This is a genomic window from Neobacillus sp. CF12, assembly GCF_030348765.1.
Lineage (GTDB): Bacteria > Bacillota > Bacilli > Bacillales > Cytobacillaceae > Neobacillus.
The window spans coordinates 1,630,958-1,657,896 of the sequence record NZ_JAUCEU010000007.1; the positions used below are offsets into that span (position 1 = coordinate 1,630,958).

Sequence of the window (26,939 nt, forward strand, 5' to 3'; positions counted from 1 at the left end):
ATTACTTGGCGATTACTTGGTGATACTTTCATTTTAAGCGCTTTCATAGTAGATTTTAAGTGATGCTTTTTTTGGATATACGTCTGATTTTTTTGGATAAGGAACAAAAAAAGCCCTCTTTCTGTTTAATAGAAAGAAGACTCATATAATGGTTTATCTACCATCCCGTTAAACCGAGTTCCTTTGCTTGTTTTTCTACGTCTTGGTCATATAATTCTGCACCGGTTTTAGCTGATATTTGCCCGCTTCCTACTTGTGTGGTTATTTGCGGTAAATTTGGTCCCTTTAACGGGATCAAGTTTTCGAGTGCCGGAGTGGTGTTTCCAGATTCAAAATAAGGAAGCATATCCTTCACTGCAGGTATGATATTTGGTTGAACCTCCATCCCTTTAATAGCCAGTGGACCGACAATAATCTTCTTAGAAAGAAAGGTTTTTACTCCCTCTGGTGATGCAAAATAGGCTAACCACTTTTTTGCAGCCCCTATATTCTGAGTATTATTGTTAACATAAATGGCAGCTGGCGTAAATACTGTCATTCCATATGTGTCAGGGCTGTCTCCCGGCTGAGGAAAAAATCCAATATCATTAATTTCACCAGGATAATCCCGGTTAATTACTGACAGAATTCCTGAGACTGCAGGATACTGAACACCAGTCCCATCTACCAACATTTTTACCCCATCTTTATAGGAAGTTGTTAGGAAGTTACTATTTAAAAAACCTTTTTGGTATACTTCTGATAATTTTTCAAAGCTTCTTAATGCTGCAGGTGTAGTCGCAAATTTAGCTTTATTGGCAGTTAAATCCTCAGCAAATGTCGGGTTATGAGAAATGACATTATGGTTATCCGCAAGAACGATAAGCTGAGAGGTCCAATCATCCTTGTATGTACCTATCACTGCCGTTTTACCAGCAGCCTTAATTTTTTCACTATTTGCTATCAATTCATCCCACGTTTTTGGAACAGCAAGACCGAGATCACTATATACCTTTTTGTTATAAAGCCATCCGCCAGCTAATGCATTCCCAAATGGAAGGCCAAATACTTTGTTGTTAACCATTACTGATTTTTTAAAAGAGTCATATACATTATTCATAAAAGGTTCATTCGTTAAATCAACAAAGTATTGTTCTGGGTTAAGCGCCTGTAAGAGCGAACCGGAATTATAAAAAACCAAATCAGCCATATCACCTGTCGCTAATCGGGTTTTCATTACTTGATGACCTTCAACTCCGCTCGGACGTGTTTCTATTTCTGTTTTAATTTGATATTTTTCTTCAATATTGGCCGCAACCGCTCTAATTCCATCCTGTTCAATTTGATTGTCAATTAATATACTAATGGTACTCTCTTTTGGGTTGGTTGTGTTTAAAATACTTCCTTCGTTACTGCTGCAGCCTGTCAAAACGCCAAAAAATAGCGTTAGTAGTGATATTGCAACTAAAAATTTTTTAGCAATTAACATACTCATTCTCGCTTCTTTCTTCATTAGTAGTTGTTTATTTATTAATGAGTATTAAAAGGAATCTCGATATTGACCAGGATTTACTCCAACCTGTTTCTTAAATAATTCCGAGAAATGTCGGTACGTATGGTATCCTACTTTTTCACTTACATCGGCTACTTTATACCCTTCCTGTAAAAACTCCTTCGCACGTTCCATCCGAAACTTAGTTAAATATTTGATATAAGAAATCTTCATTTCTTCCTTAAAGAGTAGGCTAAAATAGGTAGGATTCATCCCTACATACTCCGCAACATCCTGTAAAGTCAAATCCTTAGAAAAGTTTCTTTCTATATATACACAAGCTTTCTCTACTGCTTCATGCTTCTTATCACGTCTAATCTGGATGAACCAATCCATAATCATTTCCATTTGACTCTTGAGCCAATTGAACATTTTCTCCTTTGTATTCAGCATCCTAATTTCGATATGAGGCAAGTAATTTCCCTGACTGATTTTTGAAATATCTTCCCCTGTTTCTTTCGCTACTTCCATTCCAAGATAAATTAATTTTAAAATTTCACTCTCAATCAAGTCTGGATTCAAGCGCTGGGATTGGATTTTACTAATAAATTCATTTAGCTGCTTAAATAGCCCAACTTTATCACCTGTACGCAAATAGAATATGATAGATTCTTCCAGTTCAGATAGATCACCAGGTAGATTTGGATTCTCTCCAATTTCCTCAAATCGTGTCCATCCTCCCTGTTCTAAAAAGTGTCCATACCTTAATGCCTGCAGTGATTCTTTATAGCTTTTGGGTGCATCAATAAGGTTCTGATAGGTACGCCCCGAACCTATCGAGATCCCATTTTCACCTGGCCAATACAATAATTGCTTCAAAAGGGATGTGGTATCCCCATCATAATGAAAGATAACTAGTAAATGTTCTTCTCCATTTCGAACATATACCGGGAGATAAGAGGCGTCATTTGGCAAATCTTTAATTTTCTCTGATAGCGCAAGGACAGTAATTCCTACAATATCCTTTTCTCCTTCACCAAAACTATTCCTCCACTTAGGAAATGCATCCACACCTTGAAGGAGTAAATCTAAAGTGGCTTTTTCTATTAGATCGTTACGGCTATCCTCCCATTTTTCTTCAAGAGATAAAACCGTTTTCTGTTTTTGAACTTTTTCTTGGATCTTTTTAAGAGTTTCCTCCATCATGGGTATGGTAATCGGCTTATCTAGATAATCTGAAACACCGAGTTTTATCGCTTTTTTTACATATTCAAATTCATTAAAACCGCTAAAAACGATACAAATAATTTCAGGTGCAGCGGCTAGAATCTTCTCCACCACCTGTAAGCCGTCCATTCCAGGCATTCGAATATCTGTAAAAACAATGTCCGGTGAGTGGGTTTCAACAAGATCAATAGCAGCATAGCCATTATTAGCCGTTCCTACTAATTCTATTCCGTATTTTGACCAGTCAATCATCCTTTGTAAACCTTGAAGTACAATGTATTCATCATCAAAAATCACTGCTTTTAACATATCTACTCCCCCCGAACATCGCGAAATTTAATTTCTATACATGTTCCCTCATTTACCTTGCTAGTTACAGTTAGCGAACTATCTTCTCCATAAAATAACATGAGTCTTTCACGAACGTTTTTCAGCCCATAACCATTTTCAGTAACACTCAGATCTTCTATTCCGACACCATCATCACAGATTGTGAAAAGAATCCATTCATCAGATATTCTCCCTTTTAACTCAATACAACCTTCCCCAAATTTTGGCTCTAGACCATGATAGATTGCGTTTTCTACAAATGGCTGGAGCAGAAGTTTAAGAATCGGTTTAGTTAGCAATTCTGGATCTACATCTTCGATATACCGAAAACGGTCCTTGTATCGGAGATTTTGGATCGTCAAATAGTGGTGGATATGTTCCAATTCCTTTGCGATAGGAATCTTATCTTCTCCATTATTTAGACTTAATTTAAAGCTTTCCGATAAGGCCACCGCAATTTCAGCGATTTCACGGTTGTTTTGCAAGATTGCCATCCAATAAATAGAGTCCAACGTATTGTATAAAAAATGTGGTTTTATTTGAGCTTGCAAGGCACGAAGTTCTGCCTCTCTCTCCTTTAACTGTGAATGAATAAGTCGCTGATTTAACTCTTTATTTTCAACCGTTATTCTTTGGAATGTTTCCCCGATTGCTCCTATGGTATCAGTCTCATGATCGTCTCCTGACCCCCACAGACCTTTGGCCCAGTCTATCGTCATTCTCTTTAACTGCACCCATGGTTTTGCAACTTTTCCAGATAGAATGAAAGAGATTAATAGCGCCAAAAAAGCAATAATGGAAGAAATACTAGCAGTGATAATTCCAATTTTATTAGACTGCTTTAGCAGGTCCTTCTCTTTTGTTATATTCGCAAAAGTCCAACCAGTGGTTTGGTTGGTATAGCTGCTAATTAGATAACCTTGCTGTTGTAATTTTTGAAAGGTTGTCTGAATGTTTTTCTCTTTACTCAAATCGTAATCCAACGTAGAAGGATTACTAAAAACTGTATTTACTTCATTCTTTGAAGAATCGATTACCGCAATAACACTTTCACTATCATCATTTATGACTCTAGCAAACATTGATTTTTTAATATTAACAACTAGTATGCCAATCTGCTTTGGATCGAAGACATTTTGTGGGTCACGTAACAATTTTATCGATGAAAACGTAGTATCATCCTCTGTCTTCGCAAGTACATTATAACTGAAGAATATCGGTCTGCCTTGTGCATGAACACTCTTTTTATACCAATCCGAATTTGAAATATCCTTGTATATATGACTTGTATCATAGTTTCCAATACTATTATGATTGCCGTAACAAACAGGACGAAACTGAACATCAAATAAACAAACGGAATCAATATCTTCTGTATCAATAAAATAACTGGAAATTAAATCTTGCATACGTTTTGTTGTATTCTCGTCTAAGACATTCTTCCCTATCTCTGAAAAAGCAGCGCTGTCCACCAATTCCTGGCGTACACTAGTGCTCCAAGAAATAACACGTTCCATATTGATTATGTTTCGAAATAATAGATCAGTCACCTCACTATATGATTGAAGATTATTTCCGGTCGTTTCCAACTGATTTTGAACAAGTGTATTTTTGGCAATATTGAATGAAATAACTCCTAGCAAAATAAGTGGAAATATAGATAAACAAATCATGATAAAAAAATACTTATATCTAATCTTATCACTGTGAAAATGGTTTCTGACTCTTCTGAATATTTCTCTCATGATTGTCCACCCTTTTTAAGAATATGTAGGAGATATGGGCACTCAATATTATCATTATAGTGTCATCATAAACTGAAATTTAAAGTTTTACTATATGATTTTTTACTTTTAAGGCTCATAGAATAATAGAGCACAGCCCCTGCGATTGGCAAGGGCTGTATTTCTATTCCATTTAACAGGTAAAACTTTACTTTACCTTAAAAGCAAGGCTATCAATTCTAAGGTCAGGTGCGTGGAATTTCACATAGATCGTATGCTGTCCTTTTGGTGCATTTTTACCCAAGTCGACCGTAACCTCCGTGTACCCTAACTCGTTTACGGTTACCCCGGCATTTTGAATGGTATACGTGTTCTTTCCCGTAGTAGGAACATTGATTTCTGCAATAGGTGCACTATTTACAGAATCTGCATGTAAGGTAATTTTGCCGCCAGCCATATCACTTGCAACCGACGCTGTTACCTTTTTGGAACCTGTCAGAACTACTTTTGGCAATGCTACCCAAGATCCATTTCCTTTCGAACGGACAGCGTGATATCCGCCTACAACCTTTTCCGCCTTTAAACTTTCTGCTGTTCGTTGCTTAGAGACCTCGTGATACACTACTTCATTAGAAGCGAATGAATGGTCGAACACGTTAAATGGTTTATTTGCAGGAAGTGCAGACAGTGAGTCACCAGTAATCGCAATTTCCTTCTCCGCTTTGATATCATTTGATGAAGCACCTACCATAAGCTTATAGCTACCTTCCTCAACAATGAAATCACCTTTATTGACATCCCAGATGGCTAAATCTTTAGGATCCACAGAAAGTGTCACTGTTTTTGTTTCACCTGCAGCGAGGGAAACTTTTTCAAATGCAACCAGCTGCTTTTGTGGAGCATAAGTGCCATAAACTGATTTTTTATTTTTTGCATATAGCTGAACAACTTCGGATGTGTTTACTTTCCCGGTATTTTTAACTTTTACCGTAACAACGAATGATTCCTGTCCGTTAGTACTTACCGGTGCAGCAAAATCACTGTATGTGAAGTTGCTGTAAGAAAGACCATATCCAAACGGATAAGTAACCTTCGCATTTGTGTACATGTAAGTCAACTTTTGTTCAATAGGGTCTGCATTCGTCATATCCACTTCAAAACGCGGGTCAATATCTGCAAGACCAATGGTTGTATTCCCCTCAGGTATTGAGTATTTACTAATTGCTGGGAATGCAGACATATCTGCATACCATGTGGAAGATAATCGGCCTGTTGGTGCATAGTCACCATATAGAACTTGAGTTAGTGCTATGCTATCATACTGTCCGCCATATGGCTGGTAGACTATAGCAGATACGTTCGGATTGTTTTGGATCCTTTCCATGCCAACAGGGAAGCTGGTTTTTACCACGACAACCGTCTTTTTCCCTTTTGCCGCAAAGGCAGCAGAGACTTTCTCAACTAGCTCGTAGTCTGCAGTACTCATATTCAAGTCAGAGCGGTCGTTACCTTCCCCTGCACTGTGGCGTGGGATGGCTCCGACGAAAACAACTGCATAATCGTCTGTTTCTGCCTGCTTGACTGCTTGCGCGCCAACTTCTTTAACAACTGTTTGTTCATATTTCACAACATCATTGCGGTTAGCGGCGTTTACTTTATTACCAAGTGGAGCCGCAGATGTTTTCAATTTCCCATCAGAACCCGTTGTAATAAAGCGCCCATTTGAATAATACCAATTGGTGAAATCACCGCCAAATCCTGTCCGGAATCCGCTGGCAATCAGTGACAGTGATTGATCTTCATTTTTCTCTACACGAATGGTTGGCGGAATTGCACTGGTTTGTCCAACCATCTGTGCAAGATCCCAGTCATTATTGGTCAAATTTAATGCAGTATTATTAGTATTTTCGATAGCCGAATTAGCTGCATTAGGGGATGTTAACCAACGCCCGTTCTTTACTGAACGTAAGCTGTACCCTTCCTGTCCCCAATTATATACTTCGAATAAATGCGCAGGGTTATTTACATCTAAAGATTCGGAAGTCGTTACTAGTTGAGAACCATTCGTAACGTTAGGAGCATTAACATCAGCAGTGACGGTTTGGCCGTTCAGTTTTGATTTTAATGCAATCACTTTAACTGCAGGGTCGTACGAAACATTGTTGGCCCCATTTGCTTTAATAATCGCCGACAATGGAGAGATTCCAGAGTTTTCAATTTGTGGCGTTGTTCCTACCGAGTAGGTAGTTTTGAATCTTGAATCTGCATACACACCAGAAACCGCAGCCTTTTTGTTTTTCTCAAGTGGCAGCGTGCCATCATTCTTGAGCAGCACAATACTTTCCTGGGCTGCACGCAAGGCTACTTCCTGATGTTCAGGCGCATTGAAAGTGGCAGGTACAGCTCTTACATCCTTCGCTTCTTGTGCAAAAGGATAATTCTTTGGAATTCCATTTTCATCTACTTCATTAAAGACACCCACACGAACCAATTGGTTCATATGCGGACGAGCTGCCTCAATCAGATCTTCCTTGGTAATACCATATCTTCCCTGTTCAACTGCACCCACTACAGCCGCAACATCTGCCAAGGCATTCGGAATACTAGGTCCTGGGCGACCAGCGTTTGCCTTAGCCAAAATCATTAAGATTGTAGCATTAGTCCTATCTGTTGCATATTGGGTGTCATAGCCATTCCCTTGCATATTTGCTTGAAAGACGAGTTGGTCTCCATTAAAGTCCGGAGAACTGTAAACTCCATATTTCGAGAAATTATTAGCATGAATTTGATACGGAGAAAAGATGTTAGGTATACCGTTCGTACGGCCAAATGATGTCATTACTCCCGCAACCGAACCGGTGCTAAGCGCTTTCAAAGGACTGCGTGTTTGATATTCAAAAATCGAACGTGCACCTGCACTATTATTCGCACTTTGGCGGAACCACTGTGCGTTATATACGGAGAAGTGTTTTGTTCCTACAGCTGCACGCATCCAGAACCCATCGTCACTCTTTTCTTGATCCGTTCCACTAAGGCCAGCTGCCATCCCGTCAATCATCTCAGCAGCCATATGAGCATCTTCCGAGAATCCCTCGTCAAATCTTCCGCTCAATGGATTAATCCGCATATCACTTACAACCGTGAAGGCAACGGTTGCCGAAGCATTGGCACCGCCATGAATGTTCGATTCTCCTTGTTTTACTTTGAGAGTACTGATTTTTTCGCTTCCCATTACTTTTCCGATATCAGATAGAAGATCTTTGTTCCAAGTTTGACCCATCCCTACTAATGCAGGAAAGTCTGTAGAAATTCCTTGAACGTTATCAGCTGCTGAAAGAGCACCTGGTATAACTTTTCCAGCATTTGGCCCGCGCTGTAAAGTGTAATGATTCCTTGAACCGGTTGCATAAACTGCTGGTCCTTCTAAGCCTGTGTATTCAAAGTAGGTGTCAACAAACTCATCCAAATGCTCAGGCTCACCGTCAAATAACGGCATGCCATCAAATACACCGCCAACTTGTTTTTTAAAGACGATGCTCTCCTCAGCTTGTTTTGCCGGAGCATGGAAGTTAACCAACCCTGCTGTAAGCGTAGTAACAAGCATGACGGATAGTGTTCTTTTTCCCAGCGCAAAGAGGTGGGATTTCTTCATCTTTTCACTTCCTCCCCCAAATATAAAGCGTTTTCAAAATTCTGAACTTTTTCGATAGGGACCGGTCTCCTATATAAACATCATAGCCTATCCCTTGGCAGGACAGATAGTGGGCTATTTTTTTGATTATGTATGTATTTTTTAGGACAATCGAAAACAGGATAATCCAAAAAAGAACAACCCTGCAAAAATTTGCCTGGGTTGTCCGTATAATCTATCATTCTACAAATCATATTTTCTTATTAAATAGGTTGGCGTGCAGCTCCAGGCATGACAATAGCTATTGATTAAATGGCTTCCATATGGTGAAAAATCTTTGTTATTTGGATCATACAATTCCCAAAATGTATCGGCACCATCTTGAATCATTCCGCCCCAGTACGTTTTTAATTCTGTTACTGCCTGCTCTTTCTCTCCCGAAACGAGAAGTGCTTCTACGAGATGATGGTACATGTTTGGGGTCGCAATTCCAACTTCAGGCTTTACTTTTAACAAATGATTCATAAGTTTCTGGTTGTCTTCCTTAGTGAAAACACCTGCAAGCACCATCCAAATTTGACTTGCCCACGAAACTTGGCGGTCTGAACCACTAATAAAGAATTGCTGCTGTTCATCCCACAAATGGGTTTTGGCAGCATTCTCCATTTTTTCTATACTGACTTTCAAAAGATCACTTTCAGGTGCATTTAATTCTTGGGCAAGACGAATGACCTGTTTCGTTGTGTAAATTAATATTGCTTGAGAAGGAGTTTGTTTATTTAATCCATCCTGCCAATCGATGAATGACCACCAGTCGGCAGAATCCTTTAAAATATGATTTTCATCTAGTCGTTCCAGTGCATGTTCTACCTGCTTATAAGCTGTCGGCCAAAGTTCTTGTAAAGTCTTTAAATCATTTGTAGCAAAATAGTAATCATGTAATGTGGAAGCAAAGAACAAGGAATAATCGAATAGATAAGTATCGTCTGCCATGAGTTTTGGCGCAACAAAAACATTAGCAGGAACTTTTCCTTTGTCATCAGGAACACCTGCAAAAAGAAATAAACAACGTTTGACAAGATCATTGTTTTTGAAGGTTTCATAGTTTGCTAATGCTTGAAGTCGCAAATCGCCTAACCAGAGTCTGCGGTCTCGTTTCGGTCCATCTTCAAAGACATCCTGCATACAATCTGCTAGTGTTTTAATACTAATTTCATCCATTCTTTGAAGTTCTTTATCTTGGTGGGAAATCGTTTGGATGTCATTTATATTAGCAGATGTCACAGCACAGCATTCTACCTTTTCAAAGACAACACGGTATTTAGGTGATGTATCGAGTACCTCTAGTTTGACATACCTGAAACTGTATCTTCGCGGCAAGGTAATTTCTGTTGGCAGTACATCCACATAAATTGTTTCTTCCTGTAGCCATGAACTGCTAAGCCAACCATTATAGTTTTCAAACGGTTCCACGACTTCAACCGGCATTTCACCTATTGTCAACTTTAATTTGAGAGGTGCATCTGGTGGACTGCCCTCTGGTCGAATTTTTATGGAAAGATACCCAACCTGGTGATCGCCAAAATCAAGATTTACTGAATCACCTTTGCCATATTGATTTTCGGCTAGAGTGGAGGCAGGAGCAATACGTTCTGACTTCCAGCCATGAATTACTTCTTTATTGCTTTTTATTTCTACAATTGCTGTTGGTTCCACAATCGTTTCATTAAGATGAGGCTTTAAATTTTCCGCTAGTTCAATAAATCGCTCATTTCGTACAATTACATGATTTTGTAGCTTTTGAATGCTCATAATACCAACTCCTGATTCTTCCATTTAGTATGTTTGGACAATATTGGCTACAAACTCGCTGGCAGGCCAATAGATCTTTTTCATTAGTTTAGTTTAATCTAAAAATTATTGAAAGCGCTGTTTTTTTGGATTTGGTATGTTTTTTTTTGGTACATACGTTTTGATTATCTATATATTTTTAAAAATAGATTTATCTCTAGATAAAAAAATTATCTATTATTTGTAAGAAAATTCTATATAATGGATTTATGAAGGAGCAATTCAGGTAATCTGGTGCTCCAATTTATTAGATAAAAAGAGGAAGGGGAACTATTCAATGTCTAATGAAAATGAGGTTTTATTTGATAAAGGAAAACATAAGGATTCAAAGTTGAAAGTGGAAAGAAAAGAAGGAGAACCGACTCCAGCCTTTATCGGGGCTTCTTGGGCGGCGTTATTGGTAGGAGTTGCGGCTTATCTGATTGGCTTATTTAACGCTTCGATGCAGCTGAACGAAAAAGGATATTACTTTTCGGTTTTAATATTCGGGCTCTATGCTGCGGTATCTTTACAAAAAGCGGTAAGAGATAAAGATGAGGGAATACCAGTGACGAATATTTATTATGGGATTAGTTGGTTGGCACTTATAATCGCTATTTCATTAATGGGTATCGGTTTATACAATGCAGGAAGTATTGATTTAAGTGAAAAGGGATTTTATGGGATGTCCTTTGTTCTTAGTTTATTTGCTGCGATAACGGTTCAAAAAAATATTAGAGATACACAGCGGGCACGAGAAAGAGATTGAGTAATGAATTAAAATCCACCAACTAAGGGAGCTTTACTTAGTTGGTGTTTTTTTATGGAAGTAAGGGGTAAGAGAAATGAAACTTGGCATTACGGACTCATGGTTTTAGATAGCTTTAAAAAGTGTGTAGATATCTAACAAGCCGCACTATTGTTTTTTGGCAAAGTTCAATTGTATATGAGTAAAGGTAGCTGTATTTAGATTGTTTAATTGATTATCTACTTTGTTACCATCAACAGCCATTCCAATGTAAACCTTTTTATTCATTTCTATCGTACGTTCTCCTATTGGAATCCAGTTAATTCCATCGGCAGACCCTTCTGCACTAAAAACATTACCTGTTCGTTTGAGTTTAAGATAATAACCCAGAGATTTTTCCTTATCTTTAAATGGTATATCATTAATTAATGCAACTCCAGATTCTGTCGCATTACTAGGAGAATCAAGGTTTTCACCTAAATCGTCCATATTTCCACCTTGTTCATAACGTGCGGCTACATAGGCGGACCATGGATTTCTATAGTAAGTTGTTCCGTTTTCCTTCCAAGAGTAAGATTTGGTATAAGAAAGACCAAAAGCTACCGTTTTTGCATCCTGTTCGAGACTTTCTCGGACCATTAATCCAGCAAAAGCATGATGATCCACAGGTGTCATAGTCTCTATCTTTGCAATTAATTCTCCGTCTCCTGCCATATTACGATAAGCAAAGTGGAATTTATCCTCATCTGCAATTAGCTTTCCAGATCCTTTTACAGTCATAATTTCATCAGTTAAAGAAGTATGACCTGGAATATTGGGTGTTCCAATATCAATTGATTTCCACATTTTTAGATTCGTTTTAGTATTAACGTGGATAATGGATGCCGTTGCCTGTGTCTGAAGACCAGATTTCGAAATCGCCTTTGCAGATATATAATACGTACCATCAGGTAACTGGGTACTCATTACAAAAGGCTCTCTTGTTACCTTTCCAATAATCTTGTCTCCATTATAAAACTCTACTTTTTCAATGTCGGTCCCATCTGTTACATTTGCTTCTATCGTAATGGTTTCACCAGTTTGAAAGATTTGATTCGTTGTTGGTGTTTTCATTAATACTTCTGGATTTTCTGGTTTAAATTCCATATCAACCAATGAATTAACGTAATGTTCAAGATAAGTATATCCACTTTGGTCCACCGCTAATGTTGTGCTATCGTCAGCATTGTTTGGATCTAATCCATTATTCAATTCCCATTCATCTGCTATACCATCTTCGTCTTTATCAAAATCTTCTGACCGAGTAATGACAGCTGTGTATGGGAGTCCCCCTACTTCTTCATGGCGATTAACGAATCTACCTTGATTATACTTCACTTCATTTATTATTCTAGCATCCAAGGCATCTCGTTTTGGGTAGGTTGCTCCCGCTTTAGCTAAAACCTCATTATATGCTTCCTCAGCAGAAGTAGTTCTTAGTGCCTCCACGGATGTACCATCCATCTTAAACTCTTCGTTTACAATTTCCGTTGATGGGGAAGCACTTTCAGAGACATAAATACCTTTTGAATTATCGTTGGATACTTCAGCATTTCCTTCTAGTTCATTTCCATTAATGTAAAATTTACCTGGTTTGTCTTTCTCCCCAGCGTCAATCACCCGTGATTCTACGCTGGCACGAGTGCCTAATCCTGGCTTCATATAATTATTCATATAATTAGCATAGGCTCTGCCTCCACCGTATGCAGTGTTAAAACCCCAGTTATATATTACATTATTTCTTATATCAAATAAGCCAATATGGTTATTGTCATCTGCCTCGGCAGTACCCCCGCCTAATCTAGGGTTACGAGAAGTATGATTAGCTACTAGATTGTGATGAAAGGTTGTGTTGACTCCACCCCAAATACCACCGTACCCATGACGACCTTTCGTATGGCCACTCATCGCTAAACTTTCCGCAACAATTGACCACTGCACAGTCATATTTTCCGCACGATATAAGGACATTGTTTCATCAGTAGACCAGCTTGTTGATATATGATCTATCATGACATTCTTCATACTTCTACCCCAAATGGCGTCCATGGAATCACCGCTATGTACATTTTCAGCCCCTGGACGGAAGCGAAGGTAGCGAATAATAACATTCTCAGAATCACTGATATTCGTTTCGTATCCAGTTAGAGTAATTCCATCCCCTGGTGCGGTTTGTCCGGCAATCGTTATATTCTTTCGTTTTCTTAGAGATAATGGTTCTTTTAGATTGATTGCTCCAGAGATGTTAAAGATGATGAACCGATTGTCCTTACTTAAGGCATCACGCAAAGATCCTTGGATTGACTTTTCTCCAGTTCCATAGTCTTCAAGTGAATTAACGATATAGACATCACCAAATCTTCCACCGGAAGTATACCGTCCTCCACCTTCTGCACCGGGAAATGCAAGTACATTATCAATAGTTTCAACTGCAGTTATCGCATTCACATTATTATCTGGTGCTACTAACAAACTTGAAATAGCTAAGGCTGAAGTTAAAATGGCAGCATGTATTTTCTTTCCTATTAATAACCTTTTTTTCAAGGGTTACCATCTCCTCATGACAATAATTTTGGAGCTCTTTCTATTTGTTACAGTGAATCTTTTCCTTGATATTCAAAGAAATCAAAATCAGCATACGATCCATTTTTCCGATCCATATCATGAACAGCAATTCCAACAAAGTTACCGGTAAATCCTCCAGCCAAGAATAATAAATCCTGAGACTCTCCAATTCCTTGCCAAAAAGTACTCTCACACATCCGATAATAAAATCTTCCAACTGGACCATCGACTTCGATCTTTAACTCTACTTCGCCTTCTTCTGTTGGAATAATGTCTGGTAATAGGGTATATTCCCCATCTCTACATGCCATCAATCGAATAACACGACCTCTTACCTCATCACAAGTTAGGTAGGCATAAAGATAATTACCATCATTTAAATACAACAATAATCCAGCCATTTGATTATAGGTTTTTGGGTTATAGTCTATTTTCGTATAGGCATCAAATCGGAAATCTTTTTGGCGTATAGCCAGAATATGATGTTCAAATAAGGATTGGATGGAGTCACCAGAGATTACACGTAAATACCCTTCTCGACTTGATAAATCGCACCAAGAATCATCCGCCAAAATACGCAGGCTATTCCACTCTTTGGCGAGAACACCAGTAAAATCATCTCGAAAGTTTGTGTTTTTTCTTTGTACAACTTGCCCTAGGGTAATGATTTCTGTTTCTAACAAAGGTCCATTGCCACCATCTACTAATCGCAGCCAGCCATCTTCTGTCCAATAAACCTCTTGAATAGCCGTTTCACGACCTAAAATCGCTGCTTTTCCCATTAATGGACGAGTGCATAAATAGACCATATACCAGTTGCCCATCGGGGTTTGAACAATACTACCGTGTCCTGTACATTGTAATGGTGATTCGGGTTTATCACTAGCTGTCAAAATGGGATAGTGTGGATCCAATTCATATGGTCCGGTAAGTTCTTTTGCACGACAAACCGTAACGGAATGACCCGAACCAGTTCCACCTTCAGCGGTAATTAAATAGTAATAATCATTATGACGGTATATATGTGGGGCTTCTGTTTTTGCCAATTCTGTACCATCAAAAATTTTATAGATATGTCCTACTAAACTTTGTTTTTCTACATCATATTCTTGAAGGACAACTCCGACTGATTTATTGCCTGTTTCGATACGATAATCCCAAATTTCATTTAGCAGCCACTTTCTTCCGTCACGATCATGGAATAAAGATGGATCAAAGCCGCTGCTATTTAAGTACACGGGTGTTGACCATGGCCCATTGATACTTGGTGCTGAAATTAAATAATTATGGCTATCTTTGAATGGTCGTTTTGTACTTTTTACATCGGTGTAGACCAGAAAATATAAACCGTCTGCATAACTAATTTGAGGTGCCCAAATGCTTCCGTTTTGGGGATTGCCTCGTAAATCTACTTGATTCGTTAATATATCGGTTTCATGTTCCCAATTTACTAAATCCTTTGATTTATAAATGCGAACACCTGGCAGCCATTCAAAGGAAGAAACAGCTATATAATAAGTATCATCCACCTTCAAAATATACGGATCTGGATTAAATCCTGGCAAAATCGGATTGACTATTTTTGTTCGATTCATTTCCTACACCTTCTTTTTCCTTTATTTTTCTAAATAGGCATAAGGCTCCAGCAATAAAAAAGAGAAAAGCCAAGGGAAAGGCAATAAATTGGGTACCCATTAAAGTTGCTAAGCCGGCAAACATAAAGAACACAGCTCCCCTTTTAGGATATTTATTTCGCCAAATTGATAGAGTAGCCAGAGCAACTAGAATAAATACAATTAGCAGGGCAACACCAAACCATATAGCTAACGCTTTCACAGCTTCAAAGCTCTCTGAAACGTATTCTTCAGAAACACCCTCCTGCAGGATAGGAAAAACGGTTGTCTCGTAAGTACTTTCCTCCATGGAAGTTATCGTCAATGAAAAACCGCCTAAGAAAATTACACAAAGTATGACACCTGCTATTCCAATCATCACTTCCCATTTTCGCTTCATTCTCCATGTTCCTTTCTATTAATCTACTTATAAGAAATCGATCCAATCTAAGGGTTTCATTTCACTTTGAAAGGTATATCGATTGTTAATTTCTTTATAAGTTACGGTTTTTCTATTTGCTTTGTTTCCCCAATCATCCCATCTACTCGGATGAATATGTGAACCTACCATACAGTTAGCAAATGTAGTTTTTGCATAGTTGCGCCACGGCCTTCCTAAAAAGACATTGCTAACATCTGCCTCTGCTGTTAAGCAGCACTGATAGAAATAAAAACCTTTTTTATGTTTTGAAGTGGAAGCTGCTGTAATGTATCCTTCTTTGTTTAGCGATCTTCTCAAAGACTTAATTTCACAGCCCTGGAACACCGCTTCTCCACCTCCAAAAATAAAATCGACCGTTCCTTCTATATAGCAACTAATAAAATGACTCTTGTTTCCTTCATATGTGGTTCTTATTTCAGGCGTAGAAAAAGGCTGGCCATTTTTTTGCACTTCTGGCAGGGGTCCCAGACAAATGGTGTCCTGATACCCTTTGAAGGAGCAGTTTTTAAATATTACGTTATTTCCTTCACTATATAAGGCAATCGCCTGACCTACCTTTTCTCCTGGTCCTGCATTATTAATAATCTCAAGATTTTCTAAACGAATATTTTCACCATTGATAAAAAGGGTTGCCGTCTGAAAAGTACCAATTTCTCGTAGATGTTCATCTTTTTGTAAAGCAAACCGATTTCCAATCACCTTAACAGAGCCTATACCTATCAATGAAATGTTAGATTGATATAAGGTAATATTTTCATAGTACTCTCCACTTAAGACCGTTATTTTTACCGGTCCATTGACATTTCCGCAACTATCCAAAGCCTCTTGGATACTAGAAAAATCACATATTTCATTTCTTCCAACAACTAGACTCTCAACAAAATTCATAGATGTTTCTTTAAGAAAGTTTTCCATAATGATCTCATTTCCTTTGTTTCCAGGTGTCCACCTGTAAGTATGCACCCTTCCCAATTCTCCGAAACACCTTGTTTTTCATACGTTCTTTTCAATTGCTCGTTTAAAAATTCGGCTCCTTCAATCGGACACATTCGATCATCCTTACCGATCATACTGAGGCGTGGTCTTGGGGCAATCATTTCTTGAAGTGCTAATGTAGAAAAATGTTTTAGAAAACCAGGAACATAGTAATAAAAACCATGATGATCTAAACCACGTTTCTGTTTTAGTGTCTCGATATCTACTTGGGCTGCGATGTCCACTGTGACTTTTATCCGCTCATCTAATGCAGCTAACCACCAACTCATTAAACCACCCATAGACATTCCGATTGTTGCAAATCTGGCAGGATCTACATCTGATCGGGTTTCTAGATAATCTAACAAGGCCATGTTATCGAATATCCGCATCCCCCACAGCGTTTGACCATCTAACAGCATTTCCTTTACCAATTCACTTTCCTGTTTCCCTTTTCGTTGATTAAAGCCCCACATATCAATACAACAAACAGCAAACCCAAGTTCGACTATCGCTTCAACGAAAGAAGGGGATTGTAAATAGGAGGAACTGGTTAAGAGTTCTTCCTTCCCTTGATCAAAATTGCCACCATGAGAATGATTAAAGATAACGGTTGGCAAAGGTTCAACTGTATTTAATGGTTTAGCAAAATAAGCAGGGACGGTTTCGATGTCATTTAAATGCAGCATTAAACTTTCTAAAACAAAACCCGGCCTTTTGTCTACATTTATTAATTCCGCAGATATCTTTTCCGACTTTGAACGTTCTCCTAATAAATCGATTAGATGTTTTCGCCTTATCTCAATCACACTACCCCTACTTCCTTAAGAAGTACTTCTTCCGCTTTTGTATTTTTAGACTTGCAGTTGGTAATCTCTACATCCTCACAATATTCGACATGGAATGCTGGACCTTCATGATTCTCAATGGTTACTCGGTTAAATAGGATGTCTTTCGCAAAACCTACATAAAAACCTCGATTATTCATATCTTCTATTCCTGCCATCATCGCTGGTTTCCCGGGAATCGCATTTTCTGCCATAGAAATATCAATGTTATTAAATGTAATTTCGGACACATATTGCTCCGCTAAACCATAGATAAACCCAGCTGAGGCATGGACATTTCGGGCCGTAATATTAGAAAAGTGTATTCTTCTAAAGGATGGTGTTTCTTTTGTTATTGGGTATGGATTTTTATCCCAGACATATTTATCTTTTCCTTTAGGTCCACAGAAGTAGTACAGGTTTAAAATAAATGGACACATTACACGATCCATGACAATATTGTCGATTCGGATATCCGCAACGATTCCTCCGCGTCCACGTCGTGATTTAAATCGAATTCCCCTATCCGTTTCCTGGAAGGTACAGTTACTAATCGTCACATTCCGGATGTCACCACTCATTTCACTTCCAAATACCACCGCCCCATGTCCATGAACCATTGTACAGTTCGTAATGGTAATGTTCTCACAAGAAACCCTTTCAGCAGTATCTTCCGTACCAGCTTTAATCGCAATACAGTCATCTCCAACATCAATGTGACAATTGCTGATTCTTACGTTCTTACAAGACTCTGGATCAATTCCGTCTGTATTAGGTGAGTCCGCTGGATTGATAATAGAAACATTGTCTATGGTTACATCGTGACAACGGATCGGATTCACGGTCCAGCTTGGTGAGTTGATTAATGTCACATCTCGGATTGTGATCTGCTCACATCCATCAAAACTAATCAATTTTGGTCGTGGATAAGCCAGCTTTTCTTGCTCATTTCGAAAAATCTGCCACCACTTCTCCCCATTACCATCAATTGTGCCAAAACCGGTAATAGAAATATTTTTTGCGTCTTCTGCAAATAAGCAAGACGCATATACCTCTCGTACAACACCTTCCCAACGAGAAACTACCACTGGATAGTCCTCCTGTTGATCCGAAAATTTTAAAGTAGCCCCTGCTGACAAATGCAATTCAATATTATCTTTTAAAAATAAAGCACCAGATAAAAATACACCTGACGGAACCACGATTTGGCCGCCACCGTTTATATAGGCTTCATCAATAGCCTTCTGGATAAATTTGGTGCATAAACTCCCATCGGCTAATGCACCAAAATCGGTAATATAGTAAGTGGTCATATCTTTACTCCTCATTCATGACTTCTTCAAATTCAGCTAAAGCTTGTAAAAATGCGCCTACCCCTTTTTGGTCATTACAAATAATCGGTTCACTAATGTAATACGTATAAGTACCATCCCGTTGATCATCGCCGCCCAGTCCAGCAACCTGGCAGTTCTTATTTAAATTCACCCAGCCTTCTTTCGTTAACAAGACAAATTCATTCAATAATCCTTGATGTGATTTCTTTAACTGTGCTTCCCATACTTGTTGATTTAGAACTCCAAGTCGAATTCCTTTTGCCATTGCACATACAAACATACTACTGCTCGATGCTTCTAAGTAATTCCCTTTTTCATGTCCCTTATCTGTTACTTGATACCAGACACCACTTGCTTCATCCTGGTAGTTTACTAGTGCCTTTAATGTTTTCTCTAGTATCTGTACAAGAAAGTCTCGATCGGGTGTATCTTTAGGAAGGATTTCTAATGTATCTACTAAAGCTAATACATACCAGCCCATAGAACGGCCCCAGAAGTTCTCTGACAAACCCGTTTCTTTATGGGCCCATGGCTGCACTTTTTTCTCATCCCAAGCGTGATATAAAAGCCCTGTCTTTTCATCTATTAAATGCTGATAACTAAGTTTAAACTGACGGATTATATCCTCTAAACCTTCCCCATTAGCAAAGGTTGTTTGATACTCTGCATAAAAAGGTGAACCCATGTATAAACCATCCAGCCAAATTTGATAAGGATAGATTTGTTTATGCCAAAATGCACCTTCAGATGTTCTAGGGTGTGTTTCGAGCTGTCTGCGCAATAATTCTGCTGCCTTTCGATACTTTTCCTCTCCGGTTTCTTTGTAAAGGACAAACAACATTTTTCCATTATTAATATGATCGATATTATATTCATCCAGCCGATACCCTTTTATTGATCCATCTTCTTGGATAAAATAATCCATGTTTTCCTTTATATAAGTGAAATATTTCTGTTCTCCTGTTTGCTTCCAGACCCTTTCAAACCCTTTAAATATCACTCCATAATCATAGGACCACTTTCCTATATATCCTTTGTCTTCATATAAGCGAGGGAGTCTTTCCATTATTGAGCTTGCTGTTCTAACGGACCAATTCATCACTATCATTCTCCTATTCTCATTCCTATTATATTCACATGCAGGATATAGAATGGAGGTACTTTCTATTGAACAAAATTCAATAAAAAGACCTCCATTGGTGATTATTTTGCCGCTTTATGCGCTGCTTTATATTCCTCTTTTATTGTTTTTCCGCCTTGGTCATTCCAATTCTTCACTGCTTGCTTAAAATCATCAAGTGAGATTTCACCTAAGATGTATTGATAAGTAGCATCCGTAATAATCTTTTGTAATTCCGAACCTTGTGTGGTGTAAGTTGGTGATTCTAAAGGAACGGCAGGGTTAAAGACAGCATATTTTGCGTTTTCAGCAATCATATCATCTGCTAATGATTTAATTGGGTTAGGATCTTTTAAACCATAACCAGCCTCTTTCGGACGTGAAGCGGCAAATGGCTGGACTTCTTGCTGCCATAAATCCTGGTTAATAATTTCATAAGCGCCTTCATCATTAATCTTATAATGTGTACCTTCAATTCCGTAAGTCATCAACGTATAGGTATCTGAATCTAATAAATCATTAACGAATTTCAAAAGACGTTTTAATTCTGCTTCATCCTTTACTTCTGAACGTGGGAATGCTATTAATCCTCCAATACCATTACCTGCAGACCAAATGGCTCGTTCAGAATTAGAATCAGAAGTCATATCATTGACTAAGGCAATTTCCATATTATCTTGTATGCCTGCAGCCATTGTTTGTAGGTTTTTAGCGTCAAATAGAGCTCCCACATAAATACCTGCCTTGCCTTGAGCAAAGTTTTGCTGTTGATCTGTCTTCGCTGTTACAGCAAAGTCCTTGTTAATCCAACCGTTTTCATATAACTCTTTCATGTAGTCCATCGTATCAACATAGCCATCAGTTTCAAATTCAGCTGTAAAGTTTCCCTTGCTGTCCACCTGCCAATTATTTGGTGTACCATGGTATGATCCTAATGTTTTGAAAGCACCATAGATTAAATCACTACGATCCATAAATCCAGTTGTATCATTTTTCCCATTACCATCAGGATCTTTTTCTGTAAACGCTTTCGCTACTTCCATTAAATCTTCTGTTGTTTTAGGAACAGCCAAACCTACTTTATCTAACCAATCTTTACGAAGAACGACACCATTTCGTGCTAAATCTTTTTGGAACGGTATGCCGTAAAGCTTACCTTCGATAGAAGCTGAAGTACGAATGTCTTTTGAAATTGCTTTTAAGTTAGGAAACTCATCTAAATAATCTTCTACATTCCAGAACATCCCTGATTTCAAGGCATTACGGACAGAAGAATTTTCCAAAATGGTTAAAGTAACAATATCTGCTAAAGAATCTGAAGCTAATGCTGTATTGAGACGTTCCTCTTTTGATGCATCTGGAATCCAAGAGAATTTAATTTCTGTATTAGTTTTTTTCTCGATTTGGTCTAACACCGTATCTGTCGGTGGTGAAGCTGTATGCAGAATGTTTAACCAAGAAATTTCTATTGTACTGTTTTTGTCTTCTTCCTTTGATGAATTGTTGTTAGAAGCTGTACTGTTACACCCTGCTAATAGAAGCGCACTTGCTAAACTAACACTGGCTAACTTTGATACCATTTGTTTTTTCATCCCAATTCTCCTTTGCATTTTGGTGAATATATTTATCTTTTAGCTCTTTGGCATCCATCGTTTCCATTCTTGTAAACACTTGATTAGCTGTCCAAGTAATTAAATAGAATAAGAAACTAATACCTAAAAAGGTTAAAACCCCTGGGAAAAAGTTGGTTGCTGCCCAATAAATTCCACCATTAACCAAAAATAATACCAGTGAATATTGTAGACAGGAAAAACCAAAAATTAGAGACATCTTGATTTTAATGCGAATTCCCTTCCAATTATAATGAGCCATAATCGGAAAGATATAAACTAGTGATAATAAATAGATAAAACTAATCACAAATAATGCTACCCTAACATACCAATTGGCTACATGCATTAAATCAACGATTAAAACAATTCCACCTATTAGATATATCCAACTTATGATGACAGACTCTCTGAAACTCTCTTTGTAATACTTCCAATAGGTTTTGAAAACTGGCAGGCTTTGACCACGAACCCATTGCCTGCAAATACTAACCAAGGCATAAGTGGAGGGGCCAATACCGAATATACCTAATCCCAAAATGGTAAAGAGTATCCATAAAAAATTCACGTATACCAAGTTAAGGATGATCGTTAAAATGTGATTTAATCTTTCCACTGATTGCAGCAAGATATCCCCTCCAACTTTCTTTAATACACGCCATCTTCTCCAAATTTCTTCGCTAATTTATTTGCAAGAATGACTAATACTAATCCAACAAGACCTTTAAATAAACCAACAGCAGTACTGAAACTTAACTGACCATTCTTTAAACCAGCTGTATAAATATAGGTATCGAAAATTTCTGCAACACTACGGTTTAATGAATTAAGTAAAAGATACATATGCTCAAAACCTAGATCAAGAGTGCTTCCAATTTTCAAGATTAGTAGTGTGATAATAATAGGACGAATAGCAGGCAATGTAACATGCCAAGTTTTTCGAAGACGACCGGCACCATCCATTTCAGCTGCTTCATATAATTGAGTATCCACTGCAGTAATAGCAGCTAAATAAATGATCGTTGACCAGCCTAATTCTTTCCAAATGATTTGTGCAATATAAACTGTCCTTGTCCAATCAGGTGCAGTTAAGAAGCTGATTTTCTCCAAACCTATTAATACTAAAAATTCATTAATAATACCGCCATCCACATTCAGAAAGATAAAAGAGATGGAAACAATAATTACCCAAGACATAAAGTGAGGGATATAAATTAGCGTTTGAATTCCTGCTTTAAAATATTTATTTTTCACTTCATTCAGCATGAGAGCCACTATGATCGGTAATGGAAAAAAGATCACAAGATTTAAGGCAAACAAAATTAATGTATTCTTTAATAACATAAAGAAGGTAGGTTCGGAAAATAAACGAATAAAATGTTTGAGACCCACCCATGGACTTCCTAAGATCCCTAAGAATGGCTGATAGTCTTGAAACGCAATAATGAGACCTGCCATCGGCAAGTACTTAAATATAAGGAAATAAAGTACTCCAGGAAAAATCATTAGGTATAAGATTTTATTCGTTTTTAATCCCGCTAAAACTTTTTGTCTTTTTTTAATCTTTAGCTGCTTTGCGGTCAAGATTGGCAAAGGTTGGTTATTTTGATTCACAGCACCTTCCATTTCTTTCCTCCTCTTATCATTTGGCTTTCCTTTCTTGCTCTAAGCATACTGAAAATGAAAAATTACGTACATAATCATTTTATGATTACGCTTACAAAACCCTTTGGTATCAGTGTTTTTAAACATCGTATCCACTATAATGATAGTTTTTAACTTGTTGTGATTATCCGTTTATAGTGTAAATTTCACATCATGAAAGCGTTCTCTTTGTTGTTGATTCAATAGTGGGATATTGATTATATACGGAATTTGGATGTGATGATAAGGTTGGTTTATCTTACAAAAAGATAAATAGATTACTAATTTGGAAGCGAGGAGGATTTATATGAAGAAAACGAAAAAGAATAAAAAAACCAAAGGAGGTCTAGTCTTTCCCATTATAAATGGAACCATTCTAATTCTGATTGCCCTTATTTGTTTTCTTCCATTTGTCAATGTGATCGCAAGTTCATTCGCATCCACTCAGGAAGTGGTGGCAAGAAAGTTTATCCTTTTTCCACGTACATTTTCTCTGGATGCCTATCGCTATATTTTATCAACGCCTACCCTCTTTAAGTCATTAGCTGTTTCCATTGGAGTAACTGGTATAGGTACTTTAGTTAGTATGGTTCTCACAGCTTTAATGGCATACGGCTTATCTCGAAAATATCTAATAGGTAGAAATTCCATTAATTTTATCGTTGTGTTCTCCATGCTTTTCAGTGGTGGAATGATTCCTACATTCTTAGTTGTTAAATCAGTTGGTTTAATTGATTCTTATTGGTCATTAATATTGCCAGTTGCTATTAACGCTTTCAACTTAATTATCATGAGAAACTTTTTCCAAGCCTTACCTGATAGTTTAGAAGAATCGGCAAAAATGGATGGCTGCACAGATTTTGGTGTCTTCGTTAAAATCATGCTGCCACTGGCATTACCATCAATAGCTACTATTTCTTTGTTCTATGCGGTCACCTATTGGAATACGTATATGACAGCTATTCTTTACATTAATGATTCTATCAAGTGGCCGATACAAGTATTATTACGTCAGATTGTTATTGTATCTAGTGGTATGCAGGCAGAGGGGTCCTCAGTAGATGTTGTACCGCCTGCACAAACGATTAAGATGGCTGTTATCGTAATCGCCACTGTTCCAATGTTAATTGCTTACCCATTTGTTCAAAAGTACTTTGTCAAAGGTGCATTAGTCGGGTCTGTAAAAGGATAAAATAGATATCCATCAAAAAAAGCTTCTGCAGCTGCAGAGGCTTTTTTGGTTCTCCAATCTTAATGCATATACTCTTTACGATAATCTCCAGGGGTCATTCCCAATTTCTTCTTGAAGAAACGAATAAAGTTTTGAGAATTCCGATATTGCAAGCGTTCAGCAATTTCTTTAATGGCTAAATCGGTATCCTTTAACAAGGATTGGGCCATTTGTAGACGATAATTCATTAGATAGTCTACAAAATTCTCTCCATATTCTTTTTTAAATACATTGCTTAAATAGTTTGGATTGTAATGCAATCGATTTGCAATAATATCCAGGGAAATTTCTTGATCATATTCCGTTTGTACTATATATACGATTTTTTCTGACAAGGATTTAAATCCTCTTTCTGTCTTATCGTGTGTACTTATAATGACGGGTTTGATTAAATCGTTAATTAACATTTCCTTAATTTTTTCTGGATAATAGGCATTCATGGCTGCTTGGTATAATTTCTTTATATTTTCAAAGATTTTTGATTCTGCACCTAATAGTTGTCCTAATTGTACGAGCTCATTGATTACCCGGATTAGGGTAACTCCTAAGCTAATAGGATTTTTATTTAAACGAAAGATTTCTTCTACTAGCAAATCCACCATGTTCATGACGTCTTCCTCATGACCAGAACGAATAGCATTCAATAACTCATTAAGTAATTCGACAGGGAATTTGGAAATCGACGCGTCATTTAACATCGAAGAGATATCATTATAGAAAATAATCGACTCTGGTCCAACATTTACTCGGTAATGAAGAGATTCTTTTGCTAAATCTACTGCTTTTTTGCTATCGATTAACGATTCATATATCGGGCTAATACCAACACTAATGATGATATTCAACGATTTTTTCACTGTTGCCTGAATTTTTTCATAGTACTTTATGATATTACGCTCAGTTTCTTGATTGCTCTTATCTAAGATAAAGATTGTTGCTTGCATTTCATCATTTAAAACAATTGGATTTAAGCGTTCATCCTCATGGACAATTTCTCCTACTATATTATTAATAGCCAATAATAAAAGATTTTTATCACCAACTTGTTGTTCATCAAAGTTGTCAATCTGAATCAAACCTGTATAAAACACCTTATCCTCTTTAAAATAGTAGCCAAATTGCTCTAAACGATTCATCACATCGTTTTCAGAGATTCGCTTTCTAAATAAACTTAACACAAATAATGTCTCCAATTGAGGTTTCTGAATAGACAGACTAGCTGTTAACAGCTCATTTTGTCCAACAATTTTATCGATAGAATCCGCCAAAAAGGAAAGTTCATTTTGTTTTTTATGTACTCCCTGAATGTCCAGTTTTTCCTGTATTTTCTTTATCGGACGTGTGTATGATACCGCCAGCACATATGAAATAATTCCCACCAAAAGAATCAAAAGGGCTGATACAATAAAAAGGCCCACTCTCGTATTTTGGATAATACTGCCAATCTCATTTTCATCTATTTCCATTACATAAAGCCAACGATTATAATCAGATTGCATATATACATATTTCTTTCCATCGTCTGTTTCTAAAACATTGGCTGTTTGCCCGCTTTCGTTAGAGAGTCCATTAAAATCTTGAAAACTTCCTGTATTCACTTCACTATCTTTCATCATGCTTGAGTAAAGCAATTGATTTTTTTTATTATAAATTTCTACTTTATTGTTTTGGTCACCTATAATCTGTTCAATACTTCTTCTAGGAATATATGATATTCCTAAAGCGAACTTTTCCCTCTTATACATTGGTAAAGTCATAACCATTTCGATTCCCGATTTTATTGGTTTCCAAAAAAGGCTGTTGTTACTATTGTTGTTAATATATGTATTTTTGTATTCGGTAACTTCCTCCGCTGTTAGCGTCTTCAAAGAACCGTTAATGATCCCCCAGTTCCCTTCCAAGCTTACTAAGCTATTATTACTGCCTTCTATCCCCATCATTTCTATGTAACTCATCTCTTTTTTGATATCGCGGTATATATCAAAATCTTTACCTGACAAAGGATTCTTAAAGATCTCTTCAAAATTGGAAGTTGCACTGTAAGCAGTATATCCATACTCAATTGTTCTTACTTTTTGTTCAACATTGTGAAGAATTTGTTTTGTATAATTTTTCTTATCCTTTAAGAAACTTTCCTCAACGGAATAATAAGTGGAATTGTAGATAAATATGCTAAATCCAATGACAAGCACTATACCCACTAAGAAAAACGGGATAAACAGTTTGTAAAACACTCTTGCTTTTCTCAATCATTTCACTCCTTCGTTACCTGTTTTCCACTATATCTCAAAAAATTAAATTTTCAAAAATTTGATAACGCTTACGTAATAATAAACTACAATTTCTATATTTACAAGACTATCAAACCTAGCATTTTATATTCATTAGGACTATTAATCCTTATATGTTAACGTTAACACTTTTACGCGAATTTTATCCTAATCTCATTAAAGAAGCCAACACTTAAAAAATTTTGACGCTATTTTTGTTTTATCATAAAAATGTTAACGTGTACATATGCCTTTACGACTAATGCAGAAATTTACAAATGCTACGCTTAATGAACCAAAAAAATCCC

18 protein-coding genes are annotated in these 26,939 nt (G+C 37.3%); 2 read left to right on the forward strand and 16 right to left on the reverse strand.

What is annotated here, in order from left to right:
- Positions 1–157: 157 nt before the first annotated feature.
- From QUG14_RS07925 to QUG14_RS07945, 5 genes are all read right to left on the reverse strand, one after another.
- Complete coding sequence (locus QUG14_RS07925) at positions 158–1,474, reverse strand: ABC transporter substrate-binding protein (protein WP_289339972.1); 1,317 nt, start codon at positions 1,472–1,474, stop codon at positions 158–160.
- Between the two features lie 45 nt (positions 1,475–1,519).
- Positions 1,520–3,007, reverse strand: coding sequence for a response regulator (locus QUG14_RS07930; protein ID WP_289339973.1), 1,488 nt, complete (start codon positions 3,005–3,007; stop codon positions 1,520–1,522).
- 2 nt (positions 3,008–3,009) lie between these two features.
- On the reverse strand, positions 3,010–4,773 hold the full coding sequence (locus QUG14_RS07935; RefSeq protein ID WP_289339974.1) for a sensor histidine kinase: 1,764 nt from the start codon (positions 4,771–4,773) through the stop codon (positions 3,010–3,012).
- Positions 4,774–4,960: 187 nt separating this feature from the next.
- Complete coding sequence (locus tag QUG14_RS07940; protein ID WP_289339975.1) at positions 4,961–8,404, reverse strand: glycoside hydrolase family 3 C-terminal domain-containing protein; 3,444 nt, start codon at positions 8,402–8,404, stop codon at positions 4,961–4,963.
- Between the two features lie 222 nt (positions 8,405–8,626).
- Positions 8,627–10,195: an alpha-L-rhamnosidase-related protein gene (locus QUG14_RS07945; RefSeq protein WP_289339976.1), complete on the reverse strand. Its 1,569-nt coding sequence runs from the start codon at positions 10,193–10,195 to the stop codon at positions 8,627–8,629.
- Between the two features lie 316 nt (positions 10,196–10,511).
- On the opposite strand from QUG14_RS07945, the gene yiaA reads away from it, so the two are divergent.
- Positions 10,512–10,982 (forward strand): inner membrane protein YiaA, encoded by a 471-nt coding sequence (yiaA, locus tag QUG14_RS07950; RefSeq protein ID WP_289339977.1) that lies wholly within the window; start codon positions 10,512–10,514, stop codon positions 10,980–10,982.
- A 147-nt stretch (positions 10,983–11,129) separates the two neighbouring features.
- Here yiaA and QUG14_RS07955 read toward each other — a convergent pair whose 3' ends face one another.
- From QUG14_RS07955 to QUG14_RS08000, 10 genes are all read right to left on the reverse strand, one after another.
- Positions 11,130–13,544 (reverse strand): Ig-like domain-containing protein, encoded by a 2,415-nt coding sequence (locus tag QUG14_RS07955; RefSeq protein ID WP_289339978.1) that lies wholly within the window; start codon positions 13,542–13,544, stop codon positions 11,130–11,132.
- Between the two features lie 47 nt (positions 13,545–13,591).
- On the reverse strand, positions 13,592–15,160 hold the full coding sequence (locus tag QUG14_RS07960) for a glycoside hydrolase family 43 protein (RefSeq protein ID WP_289339979.1): 1,569 nt from the start codon (positions 15,158–15,160) through the stop codon (positions 13,592–13,594).
- The gene (locus QUG14_RS07965; protein ID WP_289339980.1) at positions 15,117–15,578 is read right to left on the reverse strand and encodes a DUF4064 domain-containing protein; all 462 of its coding nucleotides are present in this window, start codon (positions 15,576–15,578) and stop codon (positions 15,117–15,119) included. Before QUG14_RS07965 ends, QUG14_RS07960 begins: the two co-directional genes overlap by 44 nt.
- Before the next feature lie 27 nt (positions 15,579–15,605).
- Positions 15,606–16,535, reverse strand: coding sequence for a pectinesterase family protein (locus QUG14_RS07970; protein WP_289339981.1), 930 nt, complete (start codon positions 16,533–16,535; stop codon positions 15,606–15,608).
- Positions 16,505–17,401 carry a dienelactone hydrolase family protein gene (locus QUG14_RS07975; protein WP_289344097.1) on the reverse strand — a complete coding sequence of 299 codons (897 nt, stop codon included), beginning with the start codon at positions 17,399–17,401 and terminating at the stop codon, positions 16,505–16,507. The genes QUG14_RS07970 and QUG14_RS07975 overlap by 31 nt, the downstream gene beginning before the upstream one ends.
- Positions 17,401–18,735, reverse strand: a complete 1,335-nt coding sequence (locus QUG14_RS07980; RefSeq protein WP_289339982.1) for a glycoside hydrolase family 28 protein — start codon at positions 18,733–18,735, stop codon at positions 17,401–17,403. The genes QUG14_RS07975 and QUG14_RS07980 overlap by 1 nt, the downstream gene beginning before the upstream one ends.
- 4 nt (positions 18,736–18,739) lie before the next feature.
- Positions 18,740–19,864, reverse strand: a complete 1,125-nt coding sequence (locus tag QUG14_RS07985; protein ID WP_289339983.1) for a glycoside hydrolase family 88/105 protein — start codon at positions 19,862–19,864, stop codon at positions 18,740–18,742.
- Between the two features lie 95 nt (positions 19,865–19,959).
- Positions 19,960–21,468 carry an extracellular solute-binding protein gene (locus QUG14_RS07990; RefSeq protein ID WP_483310714.1) on the reverse strand — a complete coding sequence of 503 codons (1,509 nt, stop codon included), beginning with the start codon at positions 21,466–21,468 and terminating at the stop codon, positions 19,960–19,962.
- Positions 21,431–22,114 (reverse strand): YesL family protein, encoded by a 684-nt coding sequence (locus QUG14_RS07995; RefSeq protein WP_289339985.1) that lies wholly within the window; start codon positions 22,112–22,114, stop codon positions 21,431–21,433. The genes QUG14_RS07990 and QUG14_RS07995 overlap by 38 nt, the downstream gene beginning before the upstream one ends.
- A 20-nt stretch (positions 22,115–22,134) precedes the next feature.
- Positions 22,135–22,992: an ABC transporter permease gene (locus QUG14_RS08000; RefSeq protein WP_289344098.1), complete on the reverse strand. Its 858-nt coding sequence runs from the start codon at positions 22,990–22,992 to the stop codon at positions 22,135–22,137.
- A gap of 445 nt (positions 22,993–23,437) precedes the next feature.
- Between QUG14_RS08000 and QUG14_RS08005 the strand changes: the two genes are divergently transcribed.
- The gene (locus tag QUG14_RS08005; RefSeq protein ID WP_133368605.1) at positions 23,438–24,322 is read left to right on the forward strand and encodes a carbohydrate ABC transporter permease; all 885 of its coding nucleotides are present in this window, start codon (positions 23,438–23,440) and stop codon (positions 24,320–24,322) included.
- Positions 24,323–24,381: 59 nt separating this feature from the next.
- Here the strand turns inward: QUG14_RS08005 and QUG14_RS08010 are convergent, their stop codons facing one another.
- On the reverse strand, positions 24,382–26,610 hold the full coding sequence (locus QUG14_RS08010; protein ID WP_289339986.1) for a helix-turn-helix transcriptional regulator: 2,229 nt from the start codon (positions 26,608–26,610) through the stop codon (positions 24,382–24,384).
- Positions 26,611–26,939: the final 329 nt, after the last annotated feature.